23 protein-coding genes are annotated in these 26,150 nt (G+C 44.1%); 6 read left to right on the forward strand and 17 right to left on the reverse strand.

The genetic code is table 11. The annotated features are described in order from the left end of the window. Positions 1-199 precede the first annotated feature (199 nt). Complete coding sequence (locus PCY71_RS04755) at positions 200-1,441, forward strand: transporter (protein WP_048772648.1); 1,242 nt, start codon at positions 200-202, stop codon at positions 1,439-1,441. Positions 1,442-1,570: 129 nt separating this feature from the next. On the opposite strand, the gene PCY71_RS04760 is transcribed toward PCY71_RS04755, so the two are convergent. The 4 genes from PCY71_RS04760 to PCY71_RS04775 all read right to left on the reverse strand — a co-directional run bounded on the left by PCY71_RS04760 (position 1,571) and on the right by PCY71_RS04775 (position 9,158). Then, positions 1,571-6,283, reverse strand: coding sequence for a glycoside hydrolase family 70 protein (locus tag PCY71_RS04760; RefSeq protein WP_048772644.1), 4,713 nt, complete (start codon positions 6,281-6,283; stop codon positions 1,571-1,573). A gap of 69 nt (positions 6,284-6,352) precedes the next feature. Then, positions 6,353-7,234: a helix-turn-helix domain-containing protein gene (locus tag PCY71_RS04765; protein WP_002922003.1), complete on the reverse strand. Its 882-nt coding sequence runs from the start codon at positions 7,232-7,234 to the stop codon at positions 6,353-6,355. Between the two features lie 456 nt (positions 7,235-7,690). Then, positions 7,691-8,587: a zinc metalloprotease HtpX gene (htpX, locus tag PCY71_RS04770; protein ID WP_048772641.1), complete on the reverse strand. Its 897-nt coding sequence runs from the start codon at positions 8,585-8,587 to the stop codon at positions 7,691-7,693. Between the two features lies 1 nt (position 8,588). Further along, positions 8,589-9,158 (reverse strand): LemA family protein, encoded by a 570-nt coding sequence (locus PCY71_RS04775; protein WP_002915741.1) that lies wholly within the window; start codon positions 9,156-9,158, stop codon positions 8,589-8,591. A 153-nt stretch (positions 9,159-9,311) separates the two neighbouring features. Here PCY71_RS04775 and PCY71_RS04780 point away from each other — a divergent pair, with 153 nt between their 5' ends. The 5 genes from PCY71_RS04780 (at position 9,312) to rsmG (ending at position 15,180) form a co-directional block, all read left to right on the forward strand. Further along, positions 9,312-9,929: a TetR/AcrR family transcriptional regulator gene (locus PCY71_RS04780; protein ID WP_048772639.1), complete on the forward strand. Its 618-nt coding sequence runs from the start codon at positions 9,312-9,314 to the stop codon at positions 9,927-9,929. Between the two features lie 60 nt (positions 9,930-9,989). After that, positions 9,990-11,273, forward strand: coding sequence for an MFS transporter (locus PCY71_RS04785; RefSeq protein WP_048772635.1), 1,284 nt, complete (start codon positions 9,990-9,992; stop codon positions 11,271-11,273). Continuing rightward, complete coding sequence (locus tag PCY71_RS04790) at positions 11,248-13,584, forward strand: FtsX-like permease family protein (protein ID WP_048772629.1); 2,337 nt, start codon at positions 11,248-11,250, stop codon at positions 13,582-13,584. Before PCY71_RS04785 ends, PCY71_RS04790 begins: the two co-directional genes overlap by 26 nt. Before the next feature lie 57 nt (positions 13,585-13,641). Next, positions 13,642-14,385, forward strand: coding sequence for an ABC transporter ATP-binding protein (locus tag PCY71_RS04795; protein ID WP_048772627.1), 744 nt, complete (start codon positions 13,642-13,644; stop codon positions 14,383-14,385). Between the two features lie 81 nt (positions 14,386-14,466). Further along, positions 14,467-15,180 (forward strand): 16S rRNA (guanine(527)-N(7))-methyltransferase RsmG, encoded by a 714-nt coding sequence (rsmG, locus tag PCY71_RS04800; protein ID WP_048772625.1) that lies wholly within the window; start codon positions 14,467-14,469, stop codon positions 15,178-15,180. 50 nt (positions 15,181-15,230) lie between these two features. Here the strand turns inward: rsmG and PCY71_RS04805 are convergent, their stop codons facing one another. The 13 genes from PCY71_RS04805 to PCY71_RS04865 all read right to left on the reverse strand — a co-directional run bounded on the left by PCY71_RS04805 (position 15,231) and on the right by PCY71_RS04865 (position 26,150). Beyond that, positions 15,231-15,815, reverse strand: a complete 585-nt coding sequence (locus PCY71_RS04805) for a hypothetical protein (protein WP_048772621.1) — start codon at positions 15,813-15,815, stop codon at positions 15,231-15,233. A 50-nt stretch (positions 15,816-15,865) separates the two neighbouring features. Next, a complete protein-coding gene (locus tag PCY71_RS04810) occupies positions 15,866-16,702 on the reverse strand; it encodes an energy-coupling factor transporter transmembrane protein EcfT (protein WP_125342442.1) in 837 nt (278 codons plus the stop codon). Beyond that, positions 16,695-18,380 carry an ABC transporter ATP-binding protein gene (locus tag PCY71_RS04815; protein WP_301412465.1) on the reverse strand — a complete coding sequence of 562 codons (1,686 nt, stop codon included), beginning with the start codon at positions 18,378-18,380 and terminating at the stop codon, positions 16,695-16,697. Before PCY71_RS04815 ends, PCY71_RS04810 begins: the two co-directional genes overlap by 8 nt. Positions 18,381-18,389: 9 nt before the next feature. Beyond that, positions 18,390-19,151 carry a nucleoside phosphorylase gene (locus tag PCY71_RS04820; protein ID WP_301412466.1) on the reverse strand — a complete coding sequence of 254 codons (762 nt, stop codon included), beginning with the start codon at positions 19,149-19,151 and terminating at the stop codon, positions 18,390-18,392. Positions 19,152-19,370: 219 nt separating this feature from the next. Next, positions 19,371-19,631, reverse strand: a complete 261-nt coding sequence (locus PCY71_RS04825; protein ID WP_002898091.1) for a SemiSWEET family transporter — start codon at positions 19,629-19,631, stop codon at positions 19,371-19,373. Positions 19,632-19,811: 180 nt separating this feature from the next. Then, positions 19,812-20,729 carry a DUF4299 family protein gene (locus PCY71_RS04830; RefSeq protein WP_301412467.1) on the reverse strand — a complete coding sequence of 306 codons (918 nt, stop codon included), beginning with the start codon at positions 20,727-20,729 and terminating at the stop codon, positions 19,812-19,814. A 293-nt stretch (positions 20,730-21,022) separates the two neighbouring features. Then, on the reverse strand, positions 21,023-21,382 hold the full coding sequence (locus PCY71_RS04835; protein WP_002910382.1) for a TfoX/Sxy family protein: 360 nt from the start codon (positions 21,380-21,382) through the stop codon (positions 21,023-21,025). 9 nt (positions 21,383-21,391) lie between these two features. Beyond that, complete coding sequence (locus tag PCY71_RS04840; protein ID WP_002910383.1) at positions 21,392-21,805, reverse strand: VOC family protein; 414 nt, start codon at positions 21,803-21,805, stop codon at positions 21,392-21,394. 56 nt (positions 21,806-21,861) lie between these two features. After that, entirely contained in the window at positions 21,862-22,665 is an 804-nt protein-coding gene (locus tag PCY71_RS04845) for a helix-turn-helix transcriptional regulator (RefSeq protein ID WP_032912510.1), read from the reverse strand. Between the two features lie 158 nt (positions 22,666-22,823). Then, positions 22,824-23,810 (reverse strand): rhodanese-related sulfurtransferase, encoded by a 987-nt coding sequence (locus tag PCY71_RS04850; protein WP_301412468.1) that lies wholly within the window; start codon positions 23,808-23,810, stop codon positions 22,824-22,826. Positions 23,811-24,125: 315 nt separating this feature from the next. Continuing rightward, the gene (locus PCY71_RS04855) at positions 24,126-24,668 is read right to left on the reverse strand and encodes an ECF-type riboflavin transporter substrate-binding protein (protein WP_049541862.1); all 543 of its coding nucleotides are present in this window, start codon (positions 24,666-24,668) and stop codon (positions 24,126-24,128) included. An 11-nt stretch (positions 24,669-24,679) separates the two neighbouring features. Further along, a complete protein-coding gene (locus tag PCY71_RS04860; RefSeq protein ID WP_002911906.1) occupies positions 24,680-25,525 on the reverse strand; it encodes an S-adenosyl-l-methionine hydroxide adenosyltransferase family protein in 846 nt (281 codons plus the stop codon). 31 nt (positions 25,526-25,556) lie between these two features. Then, a complete protein-coding gene (locus tag PCY71_RS04865) occupies positions 25,557-26,150 on the reverse strand; it encodes an MptD family putative ECF transporter S component (RefSeq protein ID WP_125342425.1) in 594 nt (197 codons plus the stop codon).

Genomic DNA, 26,150 nt, shown 5'->3' on the forward strand with positions numbered 1-26,150 from the left:
TAAAAGCAGAAAGAGCTAGCGCAAGTCACTTTCAGAATTTTACCACTTACTTATGAGACCTAACCAGTTGCCGAAAAGCCCTTGTTTTTGGCTTTAAACGGTCTATAATGGTCATCAGAAAGAGAAAAAACAAAAGCCAGATTACAGATGCACCCAATCAGCTTTTATACAATCTAGCAGTTTAGAAAAGGAGTCTACGATGAAATTATTTTTTAAAAATGGGGTCTATGCCTCACTCAGCCTTTCCCGAATCTTCAACACCTTGGGAGCTTCTATTTTCAATATTGTTTTTGTGGTATTTGCTTCCAGCATGCCCAATCCCAAGTTTGCTATTGCTGTGGCTAATTTTATCGTCCTGGTTCCGACATTCTTTACTATCTTTGCTGGTATCAAAGCTGACAAGACCGTCCATAAAGCTCGTTGGCTGATTCATTTTGGTTATCTTCAAGCCCTGCTCTTTGTCCTTGTCGCCTTCATGACTCGCTCTAGCTCATATCTAGCCTTTTCAGCCGTCTGCTTGATGAATATTCTTTCAGATATCATCAGCGACTATCGCAGCGGCCTGCAAATGCCGATTTTAAAAAAGAATGTTCCAGAGAAAGACCTTATGGAAGCCTTCTCTTTTACCCAGCTTATCAGCTTTCTCTGCAGCCTGGCTGGACAAGCTTTGGGAGTTTGGCTCTTAACCGTCAGCCAGCAAGACTTTTTCCTAGTGGCTTTGGTCAATGCTTTAACCTTTCTCCTATCCTCCACCATCCTCTACCTAGTCCGTCGCAGATTGACCCATGACCCAGTGGCAATTTCTGAGAAAAAAGCTCCTCTGAAGGAAGAATTGAAGAAAATGTACACATCGTCCAAGCTCATTTTTGAGCAGGAAGGTTCTAACAATTTTCTCAAACTGCTGGCTCAAATCCTGATCGTCAACGCTATGGCAGGTTCTCTTATAGCTCTTTATAATCTCTACTTGCTGGACAATCCCATCTTCCAGCTGTCCTTTAGTCAGTCTCTCTTGGTTCTTCAGACCACTCTTGTCCTAGCCATGATTGCAGCCAGTCTGACTCCCAACGATTACTTTAGCCGTCTCTCTCTAAATCAACTAACCCTCTGGGCTGCTCTTACAATGATTCTGCTTGCTGTCAGCAATTTCTTACATCTGCCTGTTTTCGTCGGCATTGCTTTTGGTTTTTTACTAGCTTATATCTCCGGCAAGATCAATCCCAAAATCAACACCCTCTTACTGAGCAAGTTGTCTTCTGATGTTCTCGCTCAGACTTCCAGCTTTCTGAGTCTGCTCTTTTCTTTCTCTGTCCCCTTTGGTACTATGGTCTTCAGCAGCCTAGCCCTCTGGAATATGAACGCTAGCTGGCTCATCTTCAGCATTATCGGTGTGATTGCTCTGCTCCTATCTATCGAAAAAAAGAAAGATGTTAAAGAAATGTGATAGATCAATCTTGTTTCTATATTTGTTCTCCTAAAAGACAGCAAAAACGATAACTTCCAAACAAGAAGTTATCGTTTTTGTGTATTAGAAAGCTAAAGATTAAGTTTCATTTAGCCTATTCTATTGCTATTAGTTCCAGCCGAAGCGTCTGCCTCTACCATTGCGGTCAAAGTACATCCAACTTCCATCTTCCAGCTGAATCCATTTATTGCGTGCCATTTCGCCTGAATTGGCATCAAAGTAACGGTTAGCACCATTGACATAGACAATCTTGCCTTTGACTTGCTTGCCATTTTGGTCGAAGTAAAGGGTTTGTTGGCCAATCTGCTGCAAACCTGTCACTGCTTTACCAGCCTGATCGAAGTAGTACCATTCGTTCTTGGCACCTTCAACAAACTTGTTGGCTGCCATTTCACCGGAGTTGGCATCGAAGTAACGGATTGATTTATCAGCCAGAGTTACTAGCTGTCCTTTGACTTGCTTACCATTTTGGTCGAAGTAAAGGGTTTGTTGACCAATCTTCTGAAGACCTGTCACTGCTTTACCAGCCTGATCAAAGTAATACCATTCGTTCTTGGCACCTTCTGCAAACTTGCCGACTGCCATTTCTCCAGAATTAGCATCGAAGTAACGGATCGTTTTATCAGCCAGAGTTACTACTTTACCTTTGACTTGCTTACCATCTTGGTCAAAGTAAAGGGTTTGTTGGCCAATCTTCTGAAGACCTGTCACTGCTTTACCAGCTTGATCGAAGTAATACCATTCATTCTTAGATCCTTCTGCAAACTTGCCGACTGCCATTTCTCCTGAATTAGCATCGAAGTAACGGATACTCTTGTCTGCAAGTGTCACGATTTTACCCTTGACTTGCTTGCCATCTTGGTCGAAGTAAAGTGTTTGTTGGCCAAGTTTTTGAAGACCTGTTACTGCAACACCATCTGCTCCGAAATAGTACCAGTCACTTGGATTATCACCTTGGGCAAAGCGGTTAGCAGCAGCATTACCTGAATCCTTATCAAAGTAACGAAGTTTACCATCTTTGGCACGCGCAATCTTGCCCTTGACTTGGTAGCCATTTTGGTCAAAGAATTGCTGATTGCCGCCCATGGTTACCAGACCTCTAGCCATGACACCCTTGGCATCAAAGTAACGCCAGTTTTGGCCGTCAGTAGTGTAGTAACGGTTGAGAATTTGGGCGCCAGTCTTATCGTAGTAGTACTGATTGCCGTTTTCATCTTCACGGAGAGAATCACGCAGCTGAATACCATTCTTGAGGAAATAAACTTGCTTGCCATCAATTTCATGAGCACCTGTTGCTAGGTAACCTCGTTTATCAAAGTAATACCAATTTCCATTTTCATCTTGGATAAAGGAATTTTTAGCTTGATAGCCACTAGTTGAATAGTACTTGAATCCAGTAGTATCTTTGACAAATCCTGTGTAAGCATTCTTATTAACTAATTGCTTAGGCAGTACCATCTCACCATTCTTGTTGTTGAGATATTCGTTGCTAGCCCAGTCTTTAAGAACATAGTATGCACCACGACCCAAGATATTAGTACCGTTGAAATGTTTAGCAGACCACTTGGTAATCTTCTCATCAGTCGTCATCTTTTGACCGTTGGAAATCTGTACTCGTTCAAAGATTTCTGGATATTTAGCTTTGAGTTCATCCAAGAAGGCTCCACCATACTTACCTTGATAGTCTGTACCATTCGTTTTAGTATTGGCAACGTAAAGATTTTCCTTGATTTCTGCGCCTTCACGGTAGGTTCCGTAGTTGTTGACACGAGTTGCTGTTACCACTTCCTTGCCTGGCAGGTTGTAGATTTGGTCTGGCACCCAGTCCGCAATGGCTTGGATATTGACACTGTGAAGAGCACGGAGAGCATTGAGCAGGTCATCTAAAGAACCATATTTATTGTTCTTGCTCATAGCCATGTCATAGCGGTCTTCAAAGGCATAACCATTCTGGATGATAGAATCTAGGAAAGTACCGTCTTGGCTAGATACGTACTGCGGTGGCAGCTCAAATGATGTTACTCCCCATTCCTTGAAGAGGTTGACATTTTTGGCAATGACTTTATTGGTATACTGGTCATCACGAGTTGCAAAGTCTTGGAAGTTAGAGAATCCTTCGTAAATCAGCTGAGAATCAAGAGCCGCGCTAGATTCGTAAACCTGACCGCTGGCATTTTTCTTCTTGCTAGCTGTTACACGAGCATCCTGATTCTCTTTAGCACCAACTGGTACCCAAACAGCCAGATAACCAGAAACTTGGACATTGCTGTAGCCTGCGATATCGTTCATATCAAAGGTCAAAATACCATTGGCATCTGTCTTCTTCCAGAGGGATTGCGGCACTTCTTCGTCAGTTAAATAGCGGGAAATACCATCTTTGGTCGTCAAGAGCACAGGACGGTAGTATTGATTCTTATGGGCTGCTCCCATATTGACTTGCAGTTTATCCCACTCATTCAGCTTGAGATTCGGGTTGTTAGAAGCAATAACTGCCATCCCTTGGGTACGAGTTTCTGCTGTTCCTTCATCTGTTGCTTCGTTAGCACCAGTACCGTAACGAACAGAAGTCAAAATACCATTGTAAGACCATTTATCAGCCTCACGAGGCACACCCATATATGTGACTTTCATGTCCTGACCACCAGCTACATACTTAATCCGAGCACGCAACAGGGCATCGATAGCGTCGTGGTAAGGAGATTTTTTCTCCATATATTGACCGTCATCTGTATAGAGATCACCATAGTAAACCCGAGTGATGGAGTCTTTGTTGGAGAGCATAAGAGCATGAGCAGTTGGGATATTGAACTGTGTATACTTCTTGTCCGCCTTTCGCATATCTTCGTTGTAGATCTTGAAGGCTTGCTTGAGCTCATCCATGGTAAAGGTCAAACCATCCGTGTTTGGATTGATATTTTCCCGGATGATGTCGGCAATAACGGTCTGCACTTCACTATCATGAGCCCGAACAAAGATATAGTTGGCCATCCGTTCGCCATTTTTCTTTTCAGTAGAACGGTCATTCAGACTATTCGTAATCGTTGGCTCTACACCACTACGGATAGAAAGCTTGCGCATGAACGAATAAAGCAAGGATAGACGAAGCTTATTATCAATCGGTAATTGTGCACCCTTGGTGTCTTTGTTGTAGTCAGGGTCGTTGTCAGACCAAGCTTCCAAGATAGACAGATGCTTGATGGCTTCTTCTTCACTTTCTCCAACCTTGTAGCGAGACTTGAAGTAGTCAGAGGCAATTTGGAGCAAGTCAGCATTGACATTGTCTACCGCATCGACACGAACTCCGTCAAAGTTAGCAGTCGGATCGTTGGCTACGATGCTGCCGAAGTTCATCATAAAGTGCAGCCAGTTGAGTTGCTCAGCCTGAACAGCTGGATTAGAGTTATCAAAGTCGTTAGCTAGCAGGAACTCATAACCACCATTTGACTTGTCAATGAAGTACTTAGGTGTACCAGTTTGGTTGGTAGGTGTGCGGTTCAGGATACGGTACTTAGAATTAGCATGAGAAGTCTTATCACTATTGCTATAAAGCAGAGCTCCGCCTTGCAAGTGGTCCTTATTCGTACCAGTTGTTTCAGACTCTGTCTTGATATTCCAGTTTGGCTGAGTTTTGACAAATGCGCCCATCAGTGTTCTCAGCCATTTAGTATCGCCTTCTTTACCGATTCTTTCTTCAATTTTGCGCTGAACCTGCTGAGAAGCACCTGTCAGGATAGCTTGTTCCACTTTGTTTTCAAAAGCTCCTGCTCCCAGACCTTGCTGATTCATATAGTTGAGATAGCTAACCTGCGTTTGCTTATCAGGCCACCAAGCCATCAAAAGCGGACGTAGGTCTGTTTCTGTTGAGGCTGTCCATGTTTTTCCGTCTTTCAAGATGAACTTTGGACGATACCAGCTATCTGCTGTCAAGTAGCCGTCTATTGTTTCAACATCCTTGTCCGTTGTACCATAAAAAGCATTCTTTTGAGTGAATTCATTATTGAGACTGCTAGTACCTTGCTGGAATTGATACTCAGCTGAATCAATCAATGCTCCAGTCTCTGCATCGAAATAAAGAATTTTTCCATTGAGCTCAACTGCAAAATTCTTTTTAACTGTACCGTCGTCCTGAACATAGTATTTCTTGCCATCAATGGTCTTGATGTGAGATAAGACGTCATCATCATGCTCAGTATTAACAGGCGCCGCTTGGGCTTGAGCAGCACGCATTCTTTCAGCTATCGCTCCCTGTCTTTGAGCCGGTTCTGGCAAACGATCTTTCTTTGCAACCCTTGGATTTGCAACAATCTTGTCTGTAACAGTCTTCTTTGCTTGTTTGTCAGCAGTTGCTGGACTTGCTTGTCTATCCTGAGCAATTGCTGCAGTTTTAGCAGTTTCTGATGTTGCATTAGCCGCTTTTGCTTCTTCAGCAACGGCCGCCTTTTCTGTAGTTGCTGCTTCTTCTACTGCCGGCTTAGCTGGCTCTTGAGCATCTGTTTGAGCTGTCGCTTCCGTATTTGCTGCAGTTTCAACAGTTTTTTCACTGGCTACAGCAGCATCAGTCACCTTGTCTGCAGAAGTTGATTTTTCTGCTTCCAGCTGAGAAGCTGAGTTAGCTTGTACTTGAACTGGCTGCCCTGAGCCACTATCCTGAGCTGCAGCTGGTTCTTGAACTGCCACCTGCTTAACATCATCAGCGTGGACAAGACCTGCTTCGAGACCAAGTACTTTTGGCGCTACGATAAGTGCTAAGGTAGTCACACCGATGGCTACCCAGTTCTTCTTAACTTTATGCATCTTATAATGAATTTTTTTCTCCATCATAAAGCCTCCTTCTGAATTTGGTATAAAGTTATACTCTTATTCTAGTATATTTTTAGAAATGAGTCTATTTTATTTGCACATCTGCAACTGGGAAAGGCAAATTCTTTCAAACTGAGCCTTGAGCTTCTGGGCAACACCGAAGGAATCTAAAAATTCCAAGAAAGATAAGCATTCCTCAATATCACTCAGAGCATAGCTATTCCCAACCTTGTAGGAATAAAGAGCCCTATGATACTTAATCAGCATCCGATCATAAAGATCTGTCTCAGGGATTTTAGAATGGTCAAGATAATTGAGGAATCTCATAGCAACTAGCAAATGATTACTCTCTATGCAGACGCTGATAACATTAAGCAGCATCTTGATAATACGCCGGCGATTCTCCGGTAGATTATTATAAAACTGGGTGCGGTTAATCATCTCACTAGCAAAGGTCTCCAGTGTTTCCAAGGTCAATAGATCCACACTATTAGTAAAGAGCCAGAGCTCATAACGCCCCCACTCCTCAACGGAAAAGAGATAATCGGTCAGAAATTCTACATCTTTCTTGCTAATCTGAAAATCTGGACTGCAGGAAGACAATACTGCTCTAACAACAATTGTATTAAGCCTATAGTTCTTCTTCTCAGGGAACTTTTCAGCCAAAGCTTCTGAGCTAGCCAATATACTTTGGAGTTTGACAACATTGTTTTCCTGATAAGCATCAGCTACTTTTTTTGAGAAAAGCGCATCATCTGCCTCAATGTAGTTATGGTAAACATACTGGAACTCGTCTAGAGAAACAGCCATATTCTTCAAGCAGCAATAGAAAGAATCAAGCGTGATACCACTGACTCCCCGCTCAAAACGGGACAATTGAGCCACTGAAATATCTCCGGCCGCCGCTTCTTTAAGAGACATGTTTTTTGATTCTCTAATGACTTTGAAAATTTTTCCAAATGTTTTCAACATACCGAACCCCCGGTTTCATATATGCAATAAAATTTTTTACTAAATTTAATATACTAGTAATATATTTCGAATATGTTACAAAAAAATTACTTTATATTTCCAAATAATACAAATAGATTAATTTGAAAGATAGGAATACTCAATATAGTGATTTTTTCTGAAAGTTATATGGTTTTCAAGAAAATATTGATTTTATAAGATTCTCAGAAGGGTTCAACCTGACAACTTGAAAACACTGGCTTTTTCAAAACTAGCCTCCTTACTTATACAAAAATAAACTTGGATAATCTGAGGTTCATGGATAACTGAAATAAAACTGTAACAAAATCTAAACGAATATTTTTTAGACATGAATGAAAGGAAGTAAAATGAAAAGGACTTAGTCCTGTTCAATGCAGAACTAAATCCTTTTACTAGTTATTGGTCTAAGTTTTGTAAATAATTTATTCCCAGCTTTTACATATGTCTCAAGCGCTCCACCCGCTCTGAGATAGGAGGGTGCGTATAGAAGAGTTTTTTCAGTCCACCTTCTTTCTTAGGGTCGCTGATATAGAGAGCCGCACTGGCATCATCGACATGATGCTCCATAGGCTCGCTGCGATCCAGCTTGAGTAAGGCATTAATCATCCCTTGCGGATTGCGGGTCAGCTCTACACTAGAAGCATCAGCCAGAAACTCCCGCTGACGAGAAATGGCCAACTGCACCAAGGTAGCTGCCAGAGGAGCTAAAACGATAGCAATCAATGATACGATAAGGAGAATAATTCCCAAACCACTATCGTTATCTCGATCATTACTACTCCGACGTCCGCCACCAAACCACATCATACGGCCAGCCAGGCTAGACAACAGGGTAATAGCACTGGCCAAAGCCACAGCAATCGTTGAAATTCGAATATCATAATTGCGAATATGACTGACTTCATGACCAATCACTCCCTCAAGCTCCTCACGATTCATGATTTGCAAGATACCTGTCGTTGCCGCGACAGCTGCATTTTCAGGCTTAGAGCCAGTCGCAAAAGCATTGGGAGAGGGATCCTCTACGATATAGACACGAGGCATAGGAATCTGAGCGACCATGGCCATATCTTGTACGATATGATAGAGCTCAGGCGCTTCCTGCTCAGAGACCTCGCGGGCTCCGTTCATCGCCATGACAACCTCTGTAGACTGAAAAATCATCACTCCCGCATAAATCGCTCCGATAATTAAAGCTAGCAAGACACCACCTACAGCAGACCGCAGCCAGAGATAGCCAATAGCTGCTCCAACAAGAGCCAAGAGACCGAAAAAAGCGATAAGGAGGAGCCAAGTCCTCCTTTTATTGCTGGCAATTTGATCAAATAGCATCTTAGTCACCTAGTCCAGTGCTGCCAAAGTCAACTTTTGGTACAGCCTTTTCTTCTTCTGGTGTTTTGAGGAAGTCTGCAGCTTTAAAGCCAAACATTCCTGCAACAATATTGCTTGGGAAAGTTTCCAGCTTGACATTGTAGTTGCTAGTTACTGAATTATAAAGCTGACGAGAATAAGCAATTTTATTTTCAGTATTGGTCAGCTCTTCCTGCAACTTCAGGTAGTTAGTGTTCGCTTTCAGATCTGGATAGCTTTCAGCAACTGCAAAGATTCCAGAAATCTGACGAGAAAGGGCGTCACTGGCTTGCATAGCTTCGGCTGGTGAAGCAGCTGAAGCTACCTGGTTGCGCAATTGGGTTACCTTTTCCAAGGTTGCTTGCTCGTACTTGCCATAGCCTTTGACCGTTTCCAAGAGGTTAGGAATCAGGTCATTACGACGCTTGAGCTGCACATCAATCTGGCTCCAAGCTTCCTGAGTCTGCATGCGGCTTTTAACCAAGGTATTGTAAGCACCAACAACGAAGAATGCTAAAACCGCGACAATAATAAGAACAATAATAAAAGTCATGATATACTCCTCCAATTTTGATTAGACTTATTATATCAAAAAATAGAGGAACTGTCTTTATCCTTGACATGGATTTAGAAAAGATGTACGATAAAGGAAAGAATAAACCGACTGTCGGTCGAATAAAATTTTACTACCAAAAAGGATGCAAACATGGCCAATAAAAAAGACTTTATCTTAGATACTGCTCAGAAGCTTTTTATGGAGCAAGGCTTTGACCAGACCTCTATCTCCCAGATTTTAGAAGCGACTCAAATTGCCCGTGGTACTCTCTACTATTACTTTTCTTCTAAGGAAGAAATAATGGATGCCATCATTGAGCGAACCATTGAACAAGCATTTACAGCTTCCCAAGCCTTTGCTGATAATCGTGGACTGACTATCATAGAGCGCTTGGTTGGCAGTATGGCTGCTCTGAATCTCAATCACCAAGAGGGAGAGGAAGTGCTGCTGCATCTCAATCAGCCGCAAAATGCGCTCCTGCACGAAAAGACCAATCAAATTCTTCTTGAACGGGCACCTCAGATTCTACTTCCCATCATCCAAGACGGTATCGCTGCTGGAGACATGAAAACTGACTATCCATACGAAAGTCTGGAAATGGTTCTTACTTATTCGCTTCAAGCTTTTGGTAGCAGTTTTCAGGCTCTCCCCCCAGAAAAACAGCAGCAAAAACTACAGGCTTTTCTCTATCTTTTAGAAACTATTTTCCACAGCCGGCAAGGCTACTTCAATCCCTTTCTATCCCTGATTCAGACTCAAAGCAGCTAGAAAGCTAATTACTAGATTCACTATTTACACTTACTGACGTCACAAGATTAGGAGGCAACTATGAAACAATCAGGCTTTAGACTCTTTTTATTGATTTGGATTGGAAGCCTCATCTCGGAAATCGGCTCTGGTATGACTTCTTTCGCTTTAGGAGTTCATATCTTCCAGCTGACCGGTTTGGTTTCTGTTTCTTCTTTTGTTACTCTTTGTGCTTTTCTACCCGGTCTTTTGGTTACTCCTCTGGCTGGAATTCTGGCCGATCGCTATGACCGAAGATTGCTGATGGCTCTGGGAGATGGTCTGTCAGGCTTAGGAGTTCTCTGGATTTACTTTAGTCTGAAGAATCCTGCTTTGATTTTCATCTGTATCGGAGCTGCCATTAGTTCGCTCTTTTCAGCCTTGGTCAATCCGGCCTTTCGAGCTACGATTTCCGACTTGCTGCCTGAAGACCAGTTATCAAAAGCAACTGGTTTGTCCCAGATTAATGGCATTGCCCGCTATCTGATCTCACCAGCCTTGGCTGGAATGATTTTGGCAAGTGGACATATCAGCACGATTCTGTTGCTGGATTTTTCAACTATTTTCGTGACAGTAGCCTGTACCTTGCTGGCTCGTAGGGCCATTGATTCGCAAGTTTATAGCAGTGATAGTCGTTTCTGGGCAGATTTCCTTAAAGGTTTTCAAATCGTCTATGAAAAAAAAGGCATCTGGATTTTAGTCCTAGCCGGAACAGGCTTTTCCTTCTTTCTGGGAACTGTCCAAATCCTGCTTTCTCCCTTGGTACTGGCTTTCGCAGACGCTAAAACAGCCGGCTGGGTCATGACCATCTCCAGCAGCGGGATGCTGATAGGAGGCTTGGTTCTGGGGATATTTGCTATCAAAAAACACTTCCATCGTATGCTCTGCCTCTCACTATTTCTACTGGGACTCTTCATGGTTGGGCTAGGAATGAAGGAAAACTTCATCTGGATTTGCAGTTTTGGCTTTCTCCTCTTTGCTGCCCTACCTTTCGCCAATACAGCCATTGACTATCTGGTCCGCATCAATATTAACAAAGCCGATCAAGGCAAGGTCTGGGGGACCATTGGGATTATTTCTCAGCTAGGCTATGTGCTAGCTTATGCCGGCATGGGTTGGGTCGCAGACACTCTTTTCAAACCCTCGCTGACTTACTTTGGCTGGCTGGCAAATTCTGTCGGAAAAATCATCGGTGTTGGCGGAGGCAGAGGCTACGGTCTGCTCTTTATCCTATCCGGTATCTCTATCAGCATCGGTGCTTATCTGCTCTCCCGAGCACGTTCAGTAAAGGAGCTGGAATATGTTTCAACGCTTGATAAAAAATGATTTAAAAGAAAACAAAGTCAGCATGCTAGTCATTGGACTTTTCCTGCTTCTGACTCTGACTCTGAGCTTTGCAGCCACTCGCCTGACCGTTAGTCTCACTAGCTCAATTGAGCGCTTTGTAGAAACAGCTAAAAGTCCTCACCTGCTACAGATGCACAGCGGAAGCGTCGACCGAAAACGGCTGCAAAACTTCGTCCAGCAGCATCCAGAAATTGCCTCTTGGCAGCTGACAGACTTTGTCAATGTGGAAGGATCAGCCATCCGCATCAATGGGCAGGACTCGCTTCAGGATAGCTCCCAGGATAATGGCTTTTCCAGTCAGAACCAAAACTTTGACTTTCTGCTGGATCAGAATAACCAGCCAGCCCAGCCTCGGCCAGGGCAAGTTTTCATCCCCTTCTACTACTACAACAGCGGAAAAATCAAAATCGGCGACAAAATAAGAGTCGGCAAGCTACAGCTGACTGTCCAGGGCTTTATCCGAGATGCTCAGATGAATGCCGGTCTAGTCTCCTCCAAACGCTTCCTCATCTCACAGACTGATTTGCAGATTCTGAAAACAGAAGCATTTGCATCTAATGAAAACCTGATTGCCTTTCGAGTGCATAAGCTTAGCCAAATCTCTACCATCGAGCAAGCCTATAAAAATGCCGAGCTTGAGTCCAATGGACCGCCTATGATTACCTATCCGACGATCAAGATGATTAACGGCTTCAATGACGCTCTAGTCATCCTAGTCATGGGGCTGCTAGTTGTGGCCATTATCGGCATCACCTTTCTCTGCATGCGCTTTGCCCTCCTGACCAAGATTCAAGAAGAACTGCAGCAGATTGCTGTTATGAAAGTGATGGGGCTGCCCCAAAGCTTTATCAGCAGGGTCTACCTGACCAAGTATTATTTCTGTCTGGCTCTAGCAACCATCGCAGGCTGGGGACTGTCCTTTCTTCTGAGTAGTCCTTTTAAAAAGCAAATGGCACTGTCTATGGGGCAAAGTCCGACGCCCTTCTATAGCTATCTTTTGGAAGCGCTAGTGGCTCTATTGCTCTGTCTCTTAGTCTTCTGGCTGACTGCCCGGCCTCTCAGCTCTTTTAAGAAAATGACACCTGGCCAAGCTTTAAGATTAGCTTCTTCCAACAGTCTGACCGAGACTCCTTCTACTCCCAAAATGGGCTTACCGACTATCCCCCTCTTAGACAGACCCTATTTCGCCCTAAAAATGATTCTCAATCATAAAAAACTCTATTTGACTATCTTGCTCATTGTCAGTCTGATTAGCCTGCTTATCCTGCTGCCAGCCAGTCTCTACAGCACTGTGATGGACAAGAACTTCATCCAGTATCTAGGAGCTGGTCAGGCAGATGTGTTGATTGATATTTCTCAGACTGAAGATATTGATACCAAGGCTGCCCAGCTTCTGAAAGAACTGCAGGCAGACAAGGATATCGCAGAGATTAATCAGTACCAGAGCCAGAATTTCTCCTATCAAGACCAGCAAGGTCAGACCCAGCAGTTGCGGGTAACTCTGGGAAACCATGCGGGATTTCCAGTCAAATACAGCCAAGGCCGCTATCCTAAAAACGAGCATGAAATTGCCCTCTCCAAGCTTAAGGCAGAAGAGCTCAAGCTAAAAGTAGGGGACAGCTTGACCTTGACGGTAGACGGTCAAGCCAGAAAACTAAAAGTAGTCGGTATCTACTCAGACCTGACCTACGGCGGCAAAACCGCCAAGGCTGTCTTTGTGATAAAGCAAGCGCAAACGCTCAATAGTCTGACGACCATCCGCCTTAAAGATGCTAGCAACAAAACTCAAAAAATCAACGAATGGAAAAAACGCTATTCCAACTATAAATTAACCGACGTAGAAGACTTTTTCCATCAGACTTTTGATGACACGCTAGCCATGCTCCGCCTGATTCAGACCAGCGTTTTCTGGACAGGGCTCGGCATTGTCTTCATCCTAATGACTCTCTTTGTCTATATGATTTTCACCAAGGATCAAGCTGACTTGGCACTTTATCGGATGCTGGGATTTGGCAGTGAACGACTCAGGAGCCACTATTTGCTCGCCGTCTGCTTCATCTTGATGCTGGCTCTGGCAATAGCCGACCTGCTGCTCCTTAGTCTGGGGCAAGAAGTCTGCAGTCTGCTGCTCAGCAGCTTCGGTATCAGTAAACTCCAGCTCATCATCAATAAGTCGCTTACTTTTCTATGGACACCGCTGGCTCTGCTTCTTAGCGGACTCACAGCAGCACACATCAGTCTCCGAGCTCTGAACAAGCTGGAAATTGGACGCTATCTCAAGGAACATTGACCTTAAGCAGATAGCTTCTGAGCACTTAGCATTTATTCTACATCCGAGGAGAAGCCTATGTTATTAGAAGCACATAACCTCAGCAAAAGCTATCAGGAAAATCAGGAGCCCATTCTCCGTGATTTGTCGCTTGAGATTGAAAGCGGCCAATTCATCGCCATCATGGGGCCGTCTGGCTGCGGGAAATCCACTCTTCTCAATCTTCTGTCCACCATTGACAGACCTGACCAAGGACAGATTCTTTACCAGGGACAGGACCTGCTAGCTATGAAAGATAAGGACTTAGACCGCCTTCGCAGAGAGGCTTTCGGATTTGTCTTCCAGCAGGCAACCTTCCTGAAAAATCTCAATATCCTAGACAATATCTGCCTACCGAGTATTATTGGTAAGAAAAGCAGCGAGCGAAAGGCAGCCTATGAGCGAGTCAAGGAGTTAATGGCTCTGACTGGCATTAAGGACATTGCTCACCGCTCTATCCATCAGGTATCGGGCGGCCAGCTCCAGCGAGCCGGCATCTGCCGGGCTCTCATGAACCAGCCTCGAATCATTTTTGCTGACGAGCCGACAGGAGCGCTCAACTCTCAGGCTGGCCGTCAAGCTATGGAGCTCATGCAGCACTTCCACCAGCAGGGCGCAAGTATTCTCCTAGTGACGCATGATGCCAGTGTGGCTACCTATGCAGACAAGGTTCTGCTCATTTTAGATGGCAAGATAAAAAAAGAAATTCTCTTTGACCCAGCTACTAATCAAGATGAGCGCCGCCAGCTGCTCTTGGCAGACCTCAATCAGATTGGCATATAAGAAAAGAGGCCCTTCGGCAGAATGCTAGGGTCTCCTTTTTATGATATAATAGGATGAATACTGACAAACAAGGATGAAACTATGACACCGCAAGAATTTTACCAGCTCTTAGCCCAGCAGGGAATCGAGCTGACCGACCGCCAGAAAGATCAGTTTAAGCGTTATTTTCAACTCTTGGTCGAATGGAATGAAAAAATCAATCTGACAGCTATCACAGAGAAAAATGAAGTCTATCTCAAGCATTTCTATGATTCAATTGCGCCCGTTTTGCAAGGCCTGATTGAGAATCAAGAGCTTAAGCTGCTGGATATCGGAGCCGGGGCCGGCTTTCCTAGCCTCCCTATGAAAATCATCTGTCCTCAGCTTGATGTGACTATCATTGACTCGCTCAACAAACGCATCAACTTCCTCAAACTGCTGGCAGAGGAGCTGGAGTTGGACAAGGTTCACTTCTACCACGGCCGCGCAGAAGACTTTGCTCAGGACAAGGCTTTTCGGGCCCAATTTGACCTCGTCACCGCCCGTGCAGTCGCTCGGATGCAGGTTCTGTCTGAACTGACCATTCCCTACCTGAAAGTTGGCGGGAAGCTCCTAGCGCTCAAGGCTTCCAATGCTCCTGAGGAACTGGACGAAGCAAAAAATGCCCTTAACTTACTCTTTAGCAAGGTCCAAGACAACCTCAGCTATGCTTTACCAAACGGTGACCCTCGCTTTATCACAGTGGTAGAAAAGAAGAAAGAAACACCCAATAAATACCCCCGCAAAGCCGGCATGCCAAACAAAAGACCATTATAAGAAAAAAATCAGGCAATCCTTGCCTGATTTTTCTTCGCCATTAGAGAATATTATTTTTTATTTGCTTCATTATAGATTCTAATCTGAGGGGCGACTTGATTAACCACATCTAAAAACTGTAATAGTTCAACATAATTTTGATTAGTATATCGTCCCAGATGCAGACGAATATCTTTGTTGGCACTCATGGGACTATAATACAAATATAGATGAGGATACTTGACGTACTTGTTCTCTTGAACTTTCTCAATCTTAATAGTCAAATCAGTTAAATCAGAAAGCATAAGAAACTGAAAATAGGTATCATCTCGTATGATTGCATCCTTATAAAGATAAAGAGATAGTTTTTCACGTGAATAGCGAGACTGGTTGTAAATCTTGTAAAACTCCTTCTCCAGCTCCGGATAATGAGAATAAAGCTTCTGATAGCTCTGCAAGCTCTTTTGCCTAGTAATCCAAGCAAGCCAGGTAAAGAGTGCACTCATCAGTAGTAGCAAAGCAGCAAAAATCAAGGATGCCCAAAAGCCAAATTCGTCCGCATGTGGCATATAGAAGAGAAAAATTATACCTCCTAAACCATATAAAACAGGAAATAATAAGTCCTTACGGAATCTACTCTTTATTCTTTCTTCCACCTAGTAGTTATCCTCCTAATATATATTAAACGAAGTTCACACACTTTATCCTACCTCCACGGGTTATAAAAGCGGCCGTGATTGACTGCGAAGAGGACAAAGCAGAGCAATAGAAAGGCGACTGCCAGTGTCAGTACCAGCATATCTCGTTTGCTTAGAGCCTGATAGGTATACCAGGTCCGTTTTTTATTTTTCCCGAAACGGCGCAGCTCCATGGCTGTGGCAATGGTATTGATGCGCTCTAGTGAGCTGAAAATCAGCGGAATGATAATCTGCAGATTTCCCTTCACGCGCTGAGCCAGTTTGGCTTTCTTGGATAATTCCTGCCCACGCGCTTCCTGAGACATTCTGATTAGGAAGAATTCTTCCTGCAAATCTGGAATATAGCGGAGCGTCAGACTGACTGCGTAAGCAATTTTATAAGAAATACCAAGCTGATGTAGGCTGGAAGCAAACTGACTGGGATGGGTTGTCATGAGGAAAATCACTGCCAGAGGTATGGTCGAAACATACTTGAGCAGGAGATTAAAGAGGTAGAACAGCTGCTGAGCTGTTAAATTATAAGCTCCCCATCCGGTCCAGAGGACATCTTTGGCTCCATAGATATCAACACCATACTGAGGCGCGAAAAGATAGACCATCACTAAGTTAAGAGCAGCAAAGGATGCCGCAAAGACTAAAACAAATGAAATGTCTCGAATGCGGATATGGGACAGCCGAAAGAGACAGAGGGACAGCAGGGCTAGCCCCAGCAAAAAGCGAGTATCATAGCTGATCATGGCTGCCACTGATACCAGAACGAAGAACAGCATCTTGCTGGCACCGGACAAACCATGAAGAAACGTCTCGCCTGCATGGTAGCCGATTAATTTTCGCTGATTAAGCATGCTTGTCCTCCTTTTCTCGCATATAAAACTCAGTCAAAGCCAGAGGGTCGGCACCAATCTTCTCAGCCAGAGCAAAGATTGACGTTTCTTTTAGATGAGCCGCTGCAATCAACTCTTGATCTGTCAGAACCTGAGCAGGCGCCTTATCGGCTAAAATCTGACCATCCACCACAACTACTGCCCGATCTGAGTAATCCAGCATCAGCTGCATATCATGGGTAATCATGATAATCGTATGTCCCTGCTGGTTGAGCTCGTCTAGAAAGTCCATCATCTCTGTATAATGGCGCTGGTCCTGGCCAGCTGTCGGTTCATCCAAGAGGATAATCTCCGGATTCAGCACCAAGATAGACGCAATAGTCACCCGCTTCTTCTGGCCGAAAGACAGGGCCGAAATCGGCCAACTACGGAATTCATAGAGACCGCACGTTTTAAGAGCCGCATGGATCCGCTCTTCGATTTCCGCTTCTGCCAGTCCGCGCAAGCGCAAGCCTAGAGCCACTTCATCAAAAATCATGGCTGCCGAAATCATCTGATTGGGATTCTGCAGGACATAGCCAATCCGCTCAGCTCGCTCCTTGATGGAGTCTCCTTTGATATCCTGACCCTGCCAGCTATAGCTCCCCTCAGTCTCGATAAACTGACAGAGGGCCTTGGCCAGGGTTGACTTACCAGCTCCATTTTTACCAACGATGGCTATCCGCTCACCCTTGAAAATCTTCAGATTGATATCCTGCAAAATAGGCTTGCCGCCGCTCTGGTAAGCAAAGGAAACGTGCTCCAGTTCCAGCAAGGGCTCCTGAGACTCTTTGTCAGAGTCAGACCAATCCCTGCCCTCAAAGGTCACATCTGCCAACTGCAGCTGATCCAAGCGGGACAATCCCTCAGTCTTTTCCACATCAATACCCAGTTGGCGCAGAGTAGTAACATAGAGTGGCTCGCGAATACCATTTTCAGCTAGCAGTTGTGTTCTGAGAAGGTCATCTGGCTGTCCATTAAAGAGAATGCGTCCGTCATTGACAAGCACTATTCTGTCTACCGGTCTGTAAAGAACATCTTCCAAGCGGTGCTCGATAATCAGAGTCGTCGTTTCCGTCTCCCGATGAAGCTGGTCAATCAAATCAATGGTATCCTGACCTGACTTGGGATCCAGATTTGCCAAGGGCTCGTCAAAGAGCAGAATAGGACTCTCGTCAATCAAAACCCCAGCCAGACTGACGCGCTGCTTTTGACCGCCGGATAGATCCTGAGGCCGATGCTGCAAAAGCTCCGCTAAATCCAGCTTCTCTGACCAGATTCGGACTTTTTCGCGCATAAGCGACAGCTCCATCACATCATTTTCCAGCGCAAAGGCCAAATCTTCTGCTACACTAAGCCCGATAAACTGGCCATCCGTGTCCTGCAAGACCGTGCTGACTAGATTGGACTTATCATAAATGCTGGATTCAAAGGCTGGCTGACCCTTAATCAAGAGCTGACCGCTGGCCTCTCCTTTATAAATGTTGGGGATAATCCCATTGAGACACTGGCCCAGCGTTGACTTACCAGAGCCAGATGGTCCAACAATCAGAACCTTCTCTCCCTCGTAAATAGTCAGATTAATCTGCTTCAGAGTCGGCTCAGATTGGGCCTGATATTGAAAGCTAAAGTCTTCAAATTGGATAATTGGTTTTTTCATCTTATTTCTCTATAGTGCCAGAGCGATTTGAATCGCTAGATTGGCAATCTTATCTTTTTCGTCTAAGTCTGCATGATTGGCTAGGTTGCGCATATCCCAAGTTTCCTCAGACAAGTGATCGGCTGCATAGAAGAACTGGCAGACGGTTATCTCTCGAAAAGCTGCTAAGGCCGCTACAGCTGAGCATTCCATATCCACACAGATCGCTCCCTCAGCCTTTCTCAGGCGGAGTTTAGCAGGCGTCTCACGGTAAATGCCGTCTGTCGTCCAGACCTTGCCCTCGCTGTGGGAAATACCACGCTCATCCAGAAAAGCCGTCAAAAAATCTTTCAGGCCAAGATTGACTTCCTGCTCACGGCTAGCCGGCTGGTAGTGATAGCTAGTCCCCTCATCTCGCAAGGCCTCCGTCGGGATAATGACAGACGTTTCCTTAATCTCCTCATCCAAGATGCCACAAGTACCGAAAAGCACCAGCTTCTTCATGCCAAACGCAATCAGGTCTTCCAGAATAGCTACACAGGCCGAAGCTCCAACAGGTGCATTGAAGAGAGCTAATTCCCGTCCATCTTCGAAAACACGATAGATAGGAATTTCAATATTTGCCATGCTAGTCGTCGTAATCAGCTCATGCTCAAAATCCGCCAACATCCGAGCAAAAGTCTCTCTGGCAAAGCAGGAAACAGCCGTCTCCGGAAAACCTTTTATGGACTCATTCAAGTCCTCTGGGTTGATGATGGCCTTGCGACTTTGGTCAAATTCTTCAAGTATCATAGGCTTGCTCTCTTACCCCTTTCTTCCTGATGAAACAGCCAGCAGATGTCTACTGACCTCATCTTACCATTGTATCATAAAAAGGCAATCTGCTGAACGCTGCCTGCATATTTTCTACATAGCAAAAGCCATAGGCAGGCTCTATAGCTCAAGTGAAGTGAGTACTTTGTCCAATGATTTTCCAACAAAAAAAGACTGGGCATAACTCCCAATCTCATCTTACATAAGGGCTGTTGCAGCAGTAATCAAGCCAAATACGATGCCCGGCATATTAGCCGCAGCCAAAGGAATGTCTCGCTTCTCTTTAAATAGACCATAAATGACCCAGAGAGTACAGTTTAGAGCAGCTACCGAAGGCTGGATAAAGTCACCCTTGTTGCCAGCTAGATTATTCATAATCTGTGGGATATAGGAAACATACATCATAACAGACATAAAAGTAGCCACCCAGCCCAAGATCAGCATGTGTTTTTCTTTCATTTCGTTCTCCTTTTTATAAAACTGACCTCTATTCTATAGCTTCTTTCTGAAATTTTCAAGATATTTTCAACAATGTCATCAAAACGAAAAGAGTCACAAAATTGTGAGAACTGCTGACAGACCTAAAAAAGCTGCCTTTTGGCAGCTCTGTTAAGATTCAAAAAGTAAATTTTCCTAGCGCTAAAACTTCGGTTCTCCATCGGGAAGTTGATCCAAGATGGCTTCCAGTTCCAGCCGATTGAGTGGCTGAATCCGGATCTGACTGGAATCCAGATAGGTGCGGTGAGTGTCCGGAATCTTCTCCAAAAAAGCTTTTAAATCCTTTGTTGTCAGATATTTATAGCCCTGTGGACTGCTGGCATCCTCTATCAGGATATGAAGATGCCATTCCATGTCTTGACTAGCACCGCTCTCAATCATCTCTTTAATCAGGTAGCCCTTGGGCATGGGCTGAGTCGGAAGGACTGTGTCCACTCCTTCTGCCAGAACATAAGAACCTAGGTATTTCCCACCCTGATCCTTATAATACTTCGGAGTAGAAAATTGACTCTGAACCTGCTGCATCTCAGCCATCTGCCTGCCAAACTCCTCCACAGGATCTTCTGCCTTAAAAAGTTCCAGAAGCTTTTCCTGCGACATGTACAAATCATGAGCATAGCCTTCAAAAACATGCATAGGCGCAGCTGCCACTCTGGTATCGTTCAGGCCGTAGAGAATATCCGCTTCAAAATCAATATTAAAAATCCCGTCAGCGGTATAAGTGGTGCCGTATTCATCGACAATATCTTGCTTCATCTTCTGAGCCAAACGACTCATGAAGAGAATCGCCCCTTTCCAGTCACCTACCGTCGATGGTGTCAAGACGCGGACCTGATAGGTTTCCCGGTCTGGCAGATAATAAACTTCAAACCCACGGCCTGCCCCTTCCCAATAGACAGCCAGAAAAGTTCCGACCTGATCCAAGGATTGATAAGCCTTATCGCCCTCGAGGCCTACGACCTCCAGCCCTTCCACCAAGGAAACCAGAGACAAAGGTGTTTCGACCGCCTTATAGCTAAACAAGCCCTTTCGGTTCTGAATGTAAAAAGAAATACTCATACCATGCTCCTTTCTAACTACAAAAAGCCTTTCAGAAAGCGAGAAAATGCAAAATCAAAACTCAATACAGATACAAACTAGCTTTTCTCCAAGACTTTTAAGACATGCTCCATTCTTAAAACGGACTCTGGTATTAGTATAACATTTTTGGAAGAAAAAGACGAAAAAACCTGTATCCATGAAGAGACTTTCCGACTGAAAGCTTCATCAATACAGATTCTAAGAATATATTTGAATTTCATAAAAAGGTAATGAATAAACTTCTAAGAAGGCCAAGCTCATCTGAGCACTTCTTACTTTTTATCCTGCTGCGTCAGCTCCTGATTGTAGGACAAGGCTAGCTTGATCCAGTAAGACAGTTCCTTTTGTCCTTCGCCATCTAAATCAATATAGCCATGATAAAGCCTACCCTTCATTAAAGTCACACTAGCACCATTTTTAGGCAGAACCTGCTTTTCCATTTCCTTACCGATGCGTACCATGACAAGCTCTTGACTTCTCGAACTCACAGTAACGATCATCTTACCTCGGACCATAAAAGCCAAACCACCAAACATCTTCTTCTCTTCTACCTCTTCTTCAAAAACATGAGGAGGAAGTTCAGTAGCTAAAATGGCACGGACTTGCTGGGCTAAGGATTCACTATAAGCCATCCTTCTGCCTCATTTCATCACATCCCAGCCGATACCAAAACGGTCAATCAAGCGACCATAAAACTCTGCGAAAGCTTGTTCCTCTAAAGGATAGAGAATTTGTCCACCTTCAGCAAGCTTAGCAAAGAGCTCATCGGCTTCTTCTCTACTGTCTGGGCTCAGAACTAACCATTGATTGGGCTGATGATTGCTAGGAATAGATAGGTCGTTAAAAATGCCTACATCCTCACCATTCAGGGTCAAGTTTTCCGTATCTAAGGCAATCCAGGCAATCTTATCCCGTTTTTCTGCAGGAAGGTCTGCTGGATCCATCATCTCACTGGCTCGTACAAGTCCCTTTATCTCTGTCTGAAAAAGATCTGCATAAAAACGAAAAGCTTCTTCGGCCTGACCATTAAAACTTAAAAACACGTCTAATTTCATTATTGTTCCTCCAATTTTTTATATCTGAGAATAAATCTCTAGTATCAGTTTATCAATTAAGATAAAAATTTTCTTATTCTCAATTGCGCTTGTTTGGCTAGGGAACGCATAATTAAAACTGGAAGATTAACTGTAATAGGGGGATCGCTGGACAAGGGCCTACGCATGCTGATTTCCTCTTGATAGATGTTATCGCCTGAAAAAGTGAGAGGCTCATCGCTGCCCCAGCGAAAGTTATGCTTCAAGACATAGTTTTTAGTTAGGCGTAAATCCTCCAGCAATTCACAAGCCAAAAGATAGTAGTGACCATCTGGTACATTTTCAAAAGTAAACTGGCTCTCCTGACTTAGTGCTACTCCGATAACTGGCTCTTCTTTAGGTATGCGTGTTTTAAAAAGCCCGATACAGCTAATGCGTGGTTCATAGCCCTCAGGATAAGATAGCGCCACAGTCAACCGATTGCCACTTTTACAGTCGGGATCCTGATGCAAGAAAGCTCCCTTCTCATCTAGCTGTTTAATCATGAAATCATAAGCCTTGGTTGATTCCTGATAATATTTTTTAGGCGAAAGTCCAGTATGCCGCTTAAAAGTATTGGAAAAACTGCCTAGACTATCATAACCAGCTTCCATAGAGGTCTCAGTCACATTTTGCCGGCCTTCTACAATCTCCTGAATTCCTTTTTCCATCTTAAGAGCTTCCATATATTGCTTGATAGAAAAGCCCATCTTTTTCTTGAAAGTTCTGGATAGATGGGAAGGACTATAATGGAAATACTGAGCCAAATCGGTCAGACTCAGCTCTTGATCTGTATGCTGACGTAGATAGGCCGCCACTTCTTCCATGATAGCTTTAGACATAGACTTGCTCCTTTCCCATTTATTTAAGCCCATTATATCACATCAAAAAGAAAGGACAAAAAAATCGAAACCTGAATAAAGAAAAGCTAAGCTGCAAATAAATAATGAAAAAACTTTAGATGCTTGAAACATCTAAAGTTTTTATCTTTACTATGCGATTACTGAGCTACCAATGTTTCCAAGCTTTCTCCAATCGCAGCCAAACGCTCCACCACCTCTGCCTGGCTCAAGCCGTTTTCAGCCACATAGCGATTGCGAGGGTGAACACGGCATTCGTGAGAACAGCCACGGAGGTACTTGTCTTCATTTTCTTCTGAAGTCAGGATGCGGCGGTTACACTCTGGATTACCACAGTTGACATAGCGCTCGCAAGGAGTACCGTCAAACCAGTCTTTCCCAATCACAACTGGATTGACATGGTTGATATCAACGGAGATACGCTCATCAAAGACATACATCTTACCATCCCAAAGCTCACCTTGAACTTCTGGATCCTTGCCGTAAGTCGCGATACCGCCATGAAGCTGACCGACATCTTTGTAGCCTTCACGCACCATCCAGCCTGAGAATTTCTCACAGCGAACACCACCAGTACAGTAAACAACCACGCGCTTGTCCATGAACTTCTCTTTGTTATCACGGACCCACTGCGGCAATTCACGGAAGTTGCGGATGTCTGGACGAACGGCTCCGCGGAAGTGACCTAGATCGTACTCGTAGTCGTTACGAGTGTCTAGGACAACAGTATCTTCGTCCAAAAGGGCTTCCTTAAATTCCTTAGGTGACAGGTAAGCTCCTGTCGTCTCCAGCGGGTTGATGTCATTATCAAAATCATTGTCTTCCAAGCCCAAGTGCACAATTTCTTTCTTGTAGCGAACAAACATTTTCTTGAAGGCTTGCTCGTTTTCTTCATCAATCTTGAACCAAAGGTCTTCCATACCTGGCAGGGAATGCACATAATCCATGTATTTTTGAGTGGTTTCATAATCACCAGAAACCGTTCCATTGATTCCCTCATCTGCTACCAAGATACGGCCTTTAAGACCGATAGATTTACAGAAAGCCAGATGATCAGCTGCAAATTTCTCAGCATTCTCAATCGGAACATATTTGTAGTAAAGTAGGACGCGAATATCTTTTGCCATAAGATTTCAACTCTCTTTTCTCTATAAAATTTTCTGAATTTTTTAATTCATCTATTTATTATAACCTGATTGAAAAAACTGGGCAAAATATTTGTTTGAAAAATAGCAGAGCTGGAAAGTTTAAATGAGAAGGACAAGTCAACGCTCTTCTTCCAATTGATCCAAATACTTCTCAAAGCGCTTTTTCTGCCATTCTCTTACAGATTCTCCTTTCACTTTATAAATTTCTATAATACAATATATAATTTACATTATGCTTTTTATTTTGTACAAAAAAGACTGGGAGTAATCCCAATCTGTCAATTTTTGATGTAATCAATCCTTTTTCAGACTTCCTGCGCGGGTGCGAGTGCGAGCATAGGCAGTCAGCAGGACAGTTCCGATGACTGCTACTGTCGCAGAATTCACCAGAATTGCTACAACACTTTGAGCAATAACCTTATTAACCGGCTCACCAGATACAATCACGTCACCAATTGGGCCGATAAGCCAAGCGATTGCATTGGCTCCAAACTGAATCAAGTTAAAGCGGATAATATCCTTGACTTCAAATTTGCCTTCTTCCACTCGGAAGAATTTTCTAAAGAAGCCAACCAATAGACCGAAGACTCCGCTACCGGCAATCCAGAACCACCAAAGTCCGCCACCGCTCATAGCGTCTTTAATGGCATGGCCAATGAAGCCCATAAGGAAACCGACGATTGGTCCAAAGATGACGCTAAAAAGAGCTTGCAGAGGGTATTGGAGCTGGATGCTGGTATTGGGTACAGGCGTTGGAATATTGATCATTCCGATGACCACGAATAGGGCTGCTCCAATTCCTGTTGCGACTACGTTTCTGATTGTATTATTTTTCATTTTCTTCTTCCTTAATTTTCAATTCTCTTGATTTCAATATGCCATTGGGCACCGACGCCAACATTGTAGGCCTTAGCAAAGGAACCTTGATTAATCGCTAAGCCGACCCGATAGAGGGAGTTGATATAGAGGATAGGCTGACCGATGCGGACATCCGCAAAGGACTTACCATAGGTTACTTGGTTTTGATAAACCAGCATGTCATTATTGTAAATAGTAACTTCGAAGCGGTCGCCAAATTCCGGTTTTAAGGTGCAGAATTCTTCGCGGGTAATAGATGTCCAGAGAGAGCCGAAACGAACATCCAGGATATCAATAGCTCCGCTGACATAATTATCCGCAAGCGTAGTTTCGACTACCTGAATTTCGACAATGTCTTCGACCTTGAGTTCTGGTCCAACCTCTTCAAAGCTGATATGGCCGCTGGCTAGCTTGGCACCTGTATAAGCATAGACATCACGACCGTGGAAAGTGTAGGAATGCTCCGTATCCTTACGGCGATTTTCCACCTCAGAAATTTCCCGAATGGCCTCAATTCCGACATGCTTCTTGATGAAAGACAGGGTACCATTGTCAGGCGTGACGATGTACTGTCCTTTTTTAGTCTTGGCTACCACACTCTTACGCTTAGAGCCAACGCCCGGATCCACTACCGACACAAAGGTCGTTCCTGCTGGCCAATAATTAACCGTCTGAAAGAGACGATAGCTCCCTTCAAAGATATTGTAAGGGGTGATATCGTGAGTCAGATGATGAATTTTCAGAGTGGGCGATTCTTCTAAGGCCACTCCGATCATGGCTGACACGGCTCCATCTACCAGACCAAAGTCCGACTGGAGTACGAGTAAATTGTTCATGTTTTCTCCTTAGTTATATTTTCGATGATATTTAGTCTGAAGCTGACTTGGAATGTCTAGCTTTAAGGATTTTTCTTCCTAATAGGGCGCCTAGTAAAGCCCCCAGTAAAATGCTGACCACAAACCAAAAGACTAAGCTGGGTTCTGGCTTAAGCATGACCTGCCCGATATAAGCCTGAGTCTTTCCTCTAGCAAGAAGACTAGCTTCGTACTGCTTGGGTGCCAGCCACATTAGGAAAATAGGACCCGCTGTGCTAAAGCTGAAAACTATAAAAGCCAGCAAGCTTCTAACAGTCTTTTGATAGCTGCCTGACCGAGCTATAAGATCCGCTAAAATACCGCAAATCAAACCTGGTAGAAAGGCTCCAAAGCCATGTCGACTGAGCAGAAAGAAGAGACCTAGCAGACAACCTAGGCCGCTGATTAGACCGAAGGTCTTTATTTTCTCAGTGTAGAAGATGAACAGAACTCCGCCAAAGAAAGCTGTAAAAGCCGGAGCGTAAAACATATTGCCCGAGCGGTCAAATAGAAGCCCAACCAAGACGCCTAAGAGCATGGCTAAAAAATAAAAGAGGTAAAAGAAGCCAGCCTGCTTCAGTTTGTCTTTTCTTATAGAGTATAGCAT

The organism is Streptococcus sp. SN3 (genome assembly GCF_030439905.1).

Excerpts from the sequence above, each read along its gene's own strand:
- PCY71_RS04785 (WP_048772635.1), top strand. The coding sequence starts at position 9,990 with ATGAAACAATCAGGCTTTAGACTCTTTTTATTGATTTGGATTGGAAGC.
- PCY71_RS04775 (WP_002915741.1), bottom strand. The coding sequence starts at position 9,158 with ATGACTTTTATTATTGTTCTTATTATTGTCGCGGTTTTAGCATTCTTC.
- PCY71_RS04835 (WP_002910382.1), bottom strand. The coding sequence starts at position 21,382 with ATGGCTTATAGTGAATCCTTAGCCCAGCAAGTCCGTGCCATTTTAGCT.
- PCY71_RS04840 (WP_002910383.1), bottom strand. The coding sequence starts at position 21,805 with ATGAAATTAGACGTGTTTTTAAGTTTTAATGGTCAGGCCGAAGAAGCT.
- PCY71_RS04815 (WP_301412465.1), bottom strand. The coding sequence starts at position 18,380 with ATGAAAAAACCAATTATCCAATTTGAAGACTTTAGCTTTCAATATCAG.
- rsmG (WP_048772625.1), top strand. The coding sequence starts at position 14,467 with ATGACACCGCAAGAATTTTACCAGCTCTTAGCCCAGCAGGGAATCGAG.
- PCY71_RS04780 (WP_048772639.1), top strand. The coding sequence starts at position 9,312 with ATGGCCAATAAAAAAGACTTTATCTTAGATACTGCTCAGAAGCTTTTT.
- PCY71_RS04765 (WP_002922003.1), bottom strand. The coding sequence starts at position 7,234 with ATGTTGAAAACATTTGGAAAAATTTTCAAAGTCATTAGAGAATCAAAA.
- PCY71_RS04790 (WP_048772629.1), top strand. The coding sequence starts at position 11,248 with ATGTTTCAACGCTTGATAAAAAATGATTTAAAAGAAAACAAAGTCAGC.
- htpX (WP_048772641.1), bottom strand. The coding sequence starts at position 8,587 with ATGCTATTTGATCAAATTGCCAGCAATAAAAGGAGGACTTGGCTCCTC.
- PCY71_RS04810 (WP_125342442.1), bottom strand. The coding sequence starts at position 16,702 with ATGCTTAATCAGCGAAAATTAATCGGCTACCATGCAGGCGAGACGTTT.
- PCY71_RS04855 (WP_049541862.1), bottom strand. The coding sequence starts at position 24,668 with ATGAAAAATAATACAATCAGAAACGTAGTCGCAACAGGAATTGGAGCA.
- PCY71_RS04850 (WP_301412468.1), bottom strand. The coding sequence starts at position 23,810 with ATGGCAAAAGATATTCGCGTCCTACTTTACTACAAATATGTTCCGATT.
- PCY71_RS04860 (WP_002911906.1), bottom strand. The coding sequence starts at position 25,525 with ATGAACAATTTACTCGTACTCCAGTCGGACTTTGGTCTGGTAGATGGA.
- PCY71_RS04755 (WP_048772648.1), top strand. The coding sequence starts at position 200 with ATGAAATTATTTTTTAAAAATGGGGTCTATGCCTCACTCAGCCTTTCC.
- PCY71_RS04820 (WP_301412466.1), bottom strand. The coding sequence starts at position 19,151 with ATGATACTTGAAGAATTTGACCAAAGTCGCAAGGCCATCATCAACCCA.
- PCY71_RS04830 (WP_301412467.1), bottom strand. The coding sequence starts at position 20,729 with ATGAGTATTTCTTTTTACATTCAGAACCGAAAGGGCTTGTTTAGCTAT.
- PCY71_RS04825 (WP_002898091.1), bottom strand. The coding sequence starts at position 19,631 with ATGAAAGAAAAACACATGCTGATCTTGGGCTGGGTGGCTACTTTTATG.
- PCY71_RS04760 (WP_048772644.1), bottom strand. The coding sequence starts at position 6,283 with ATGATGGAGAAAAAAATTCATTATAAGATGCATAAAGTTAAGAAGAAC.
- PCY71_RS04795 (WP_048772627.1), top strand. The coding sequence starts at position 13,642 with ATGTTATTAGAAGCACATAACCTCAGCAAAAGCTATCAGGAAAATCAG.
- PCY71_RS04845 (WP_032912510.1), bottom strand. The coding sequence starts at position 22,665 with ATGTCTAAAGCTATCATGGAAGAAGTGGCGGCCTATCTACGTCAGCAT.
- PCY71_RS04865 (WP_125342425.1), bottom strand. The coding sequence starts at position 26,150 with ATGCTATACTCTATAAGAAAAGACAAACTGAAGCAGGCTGGCTTCTTT.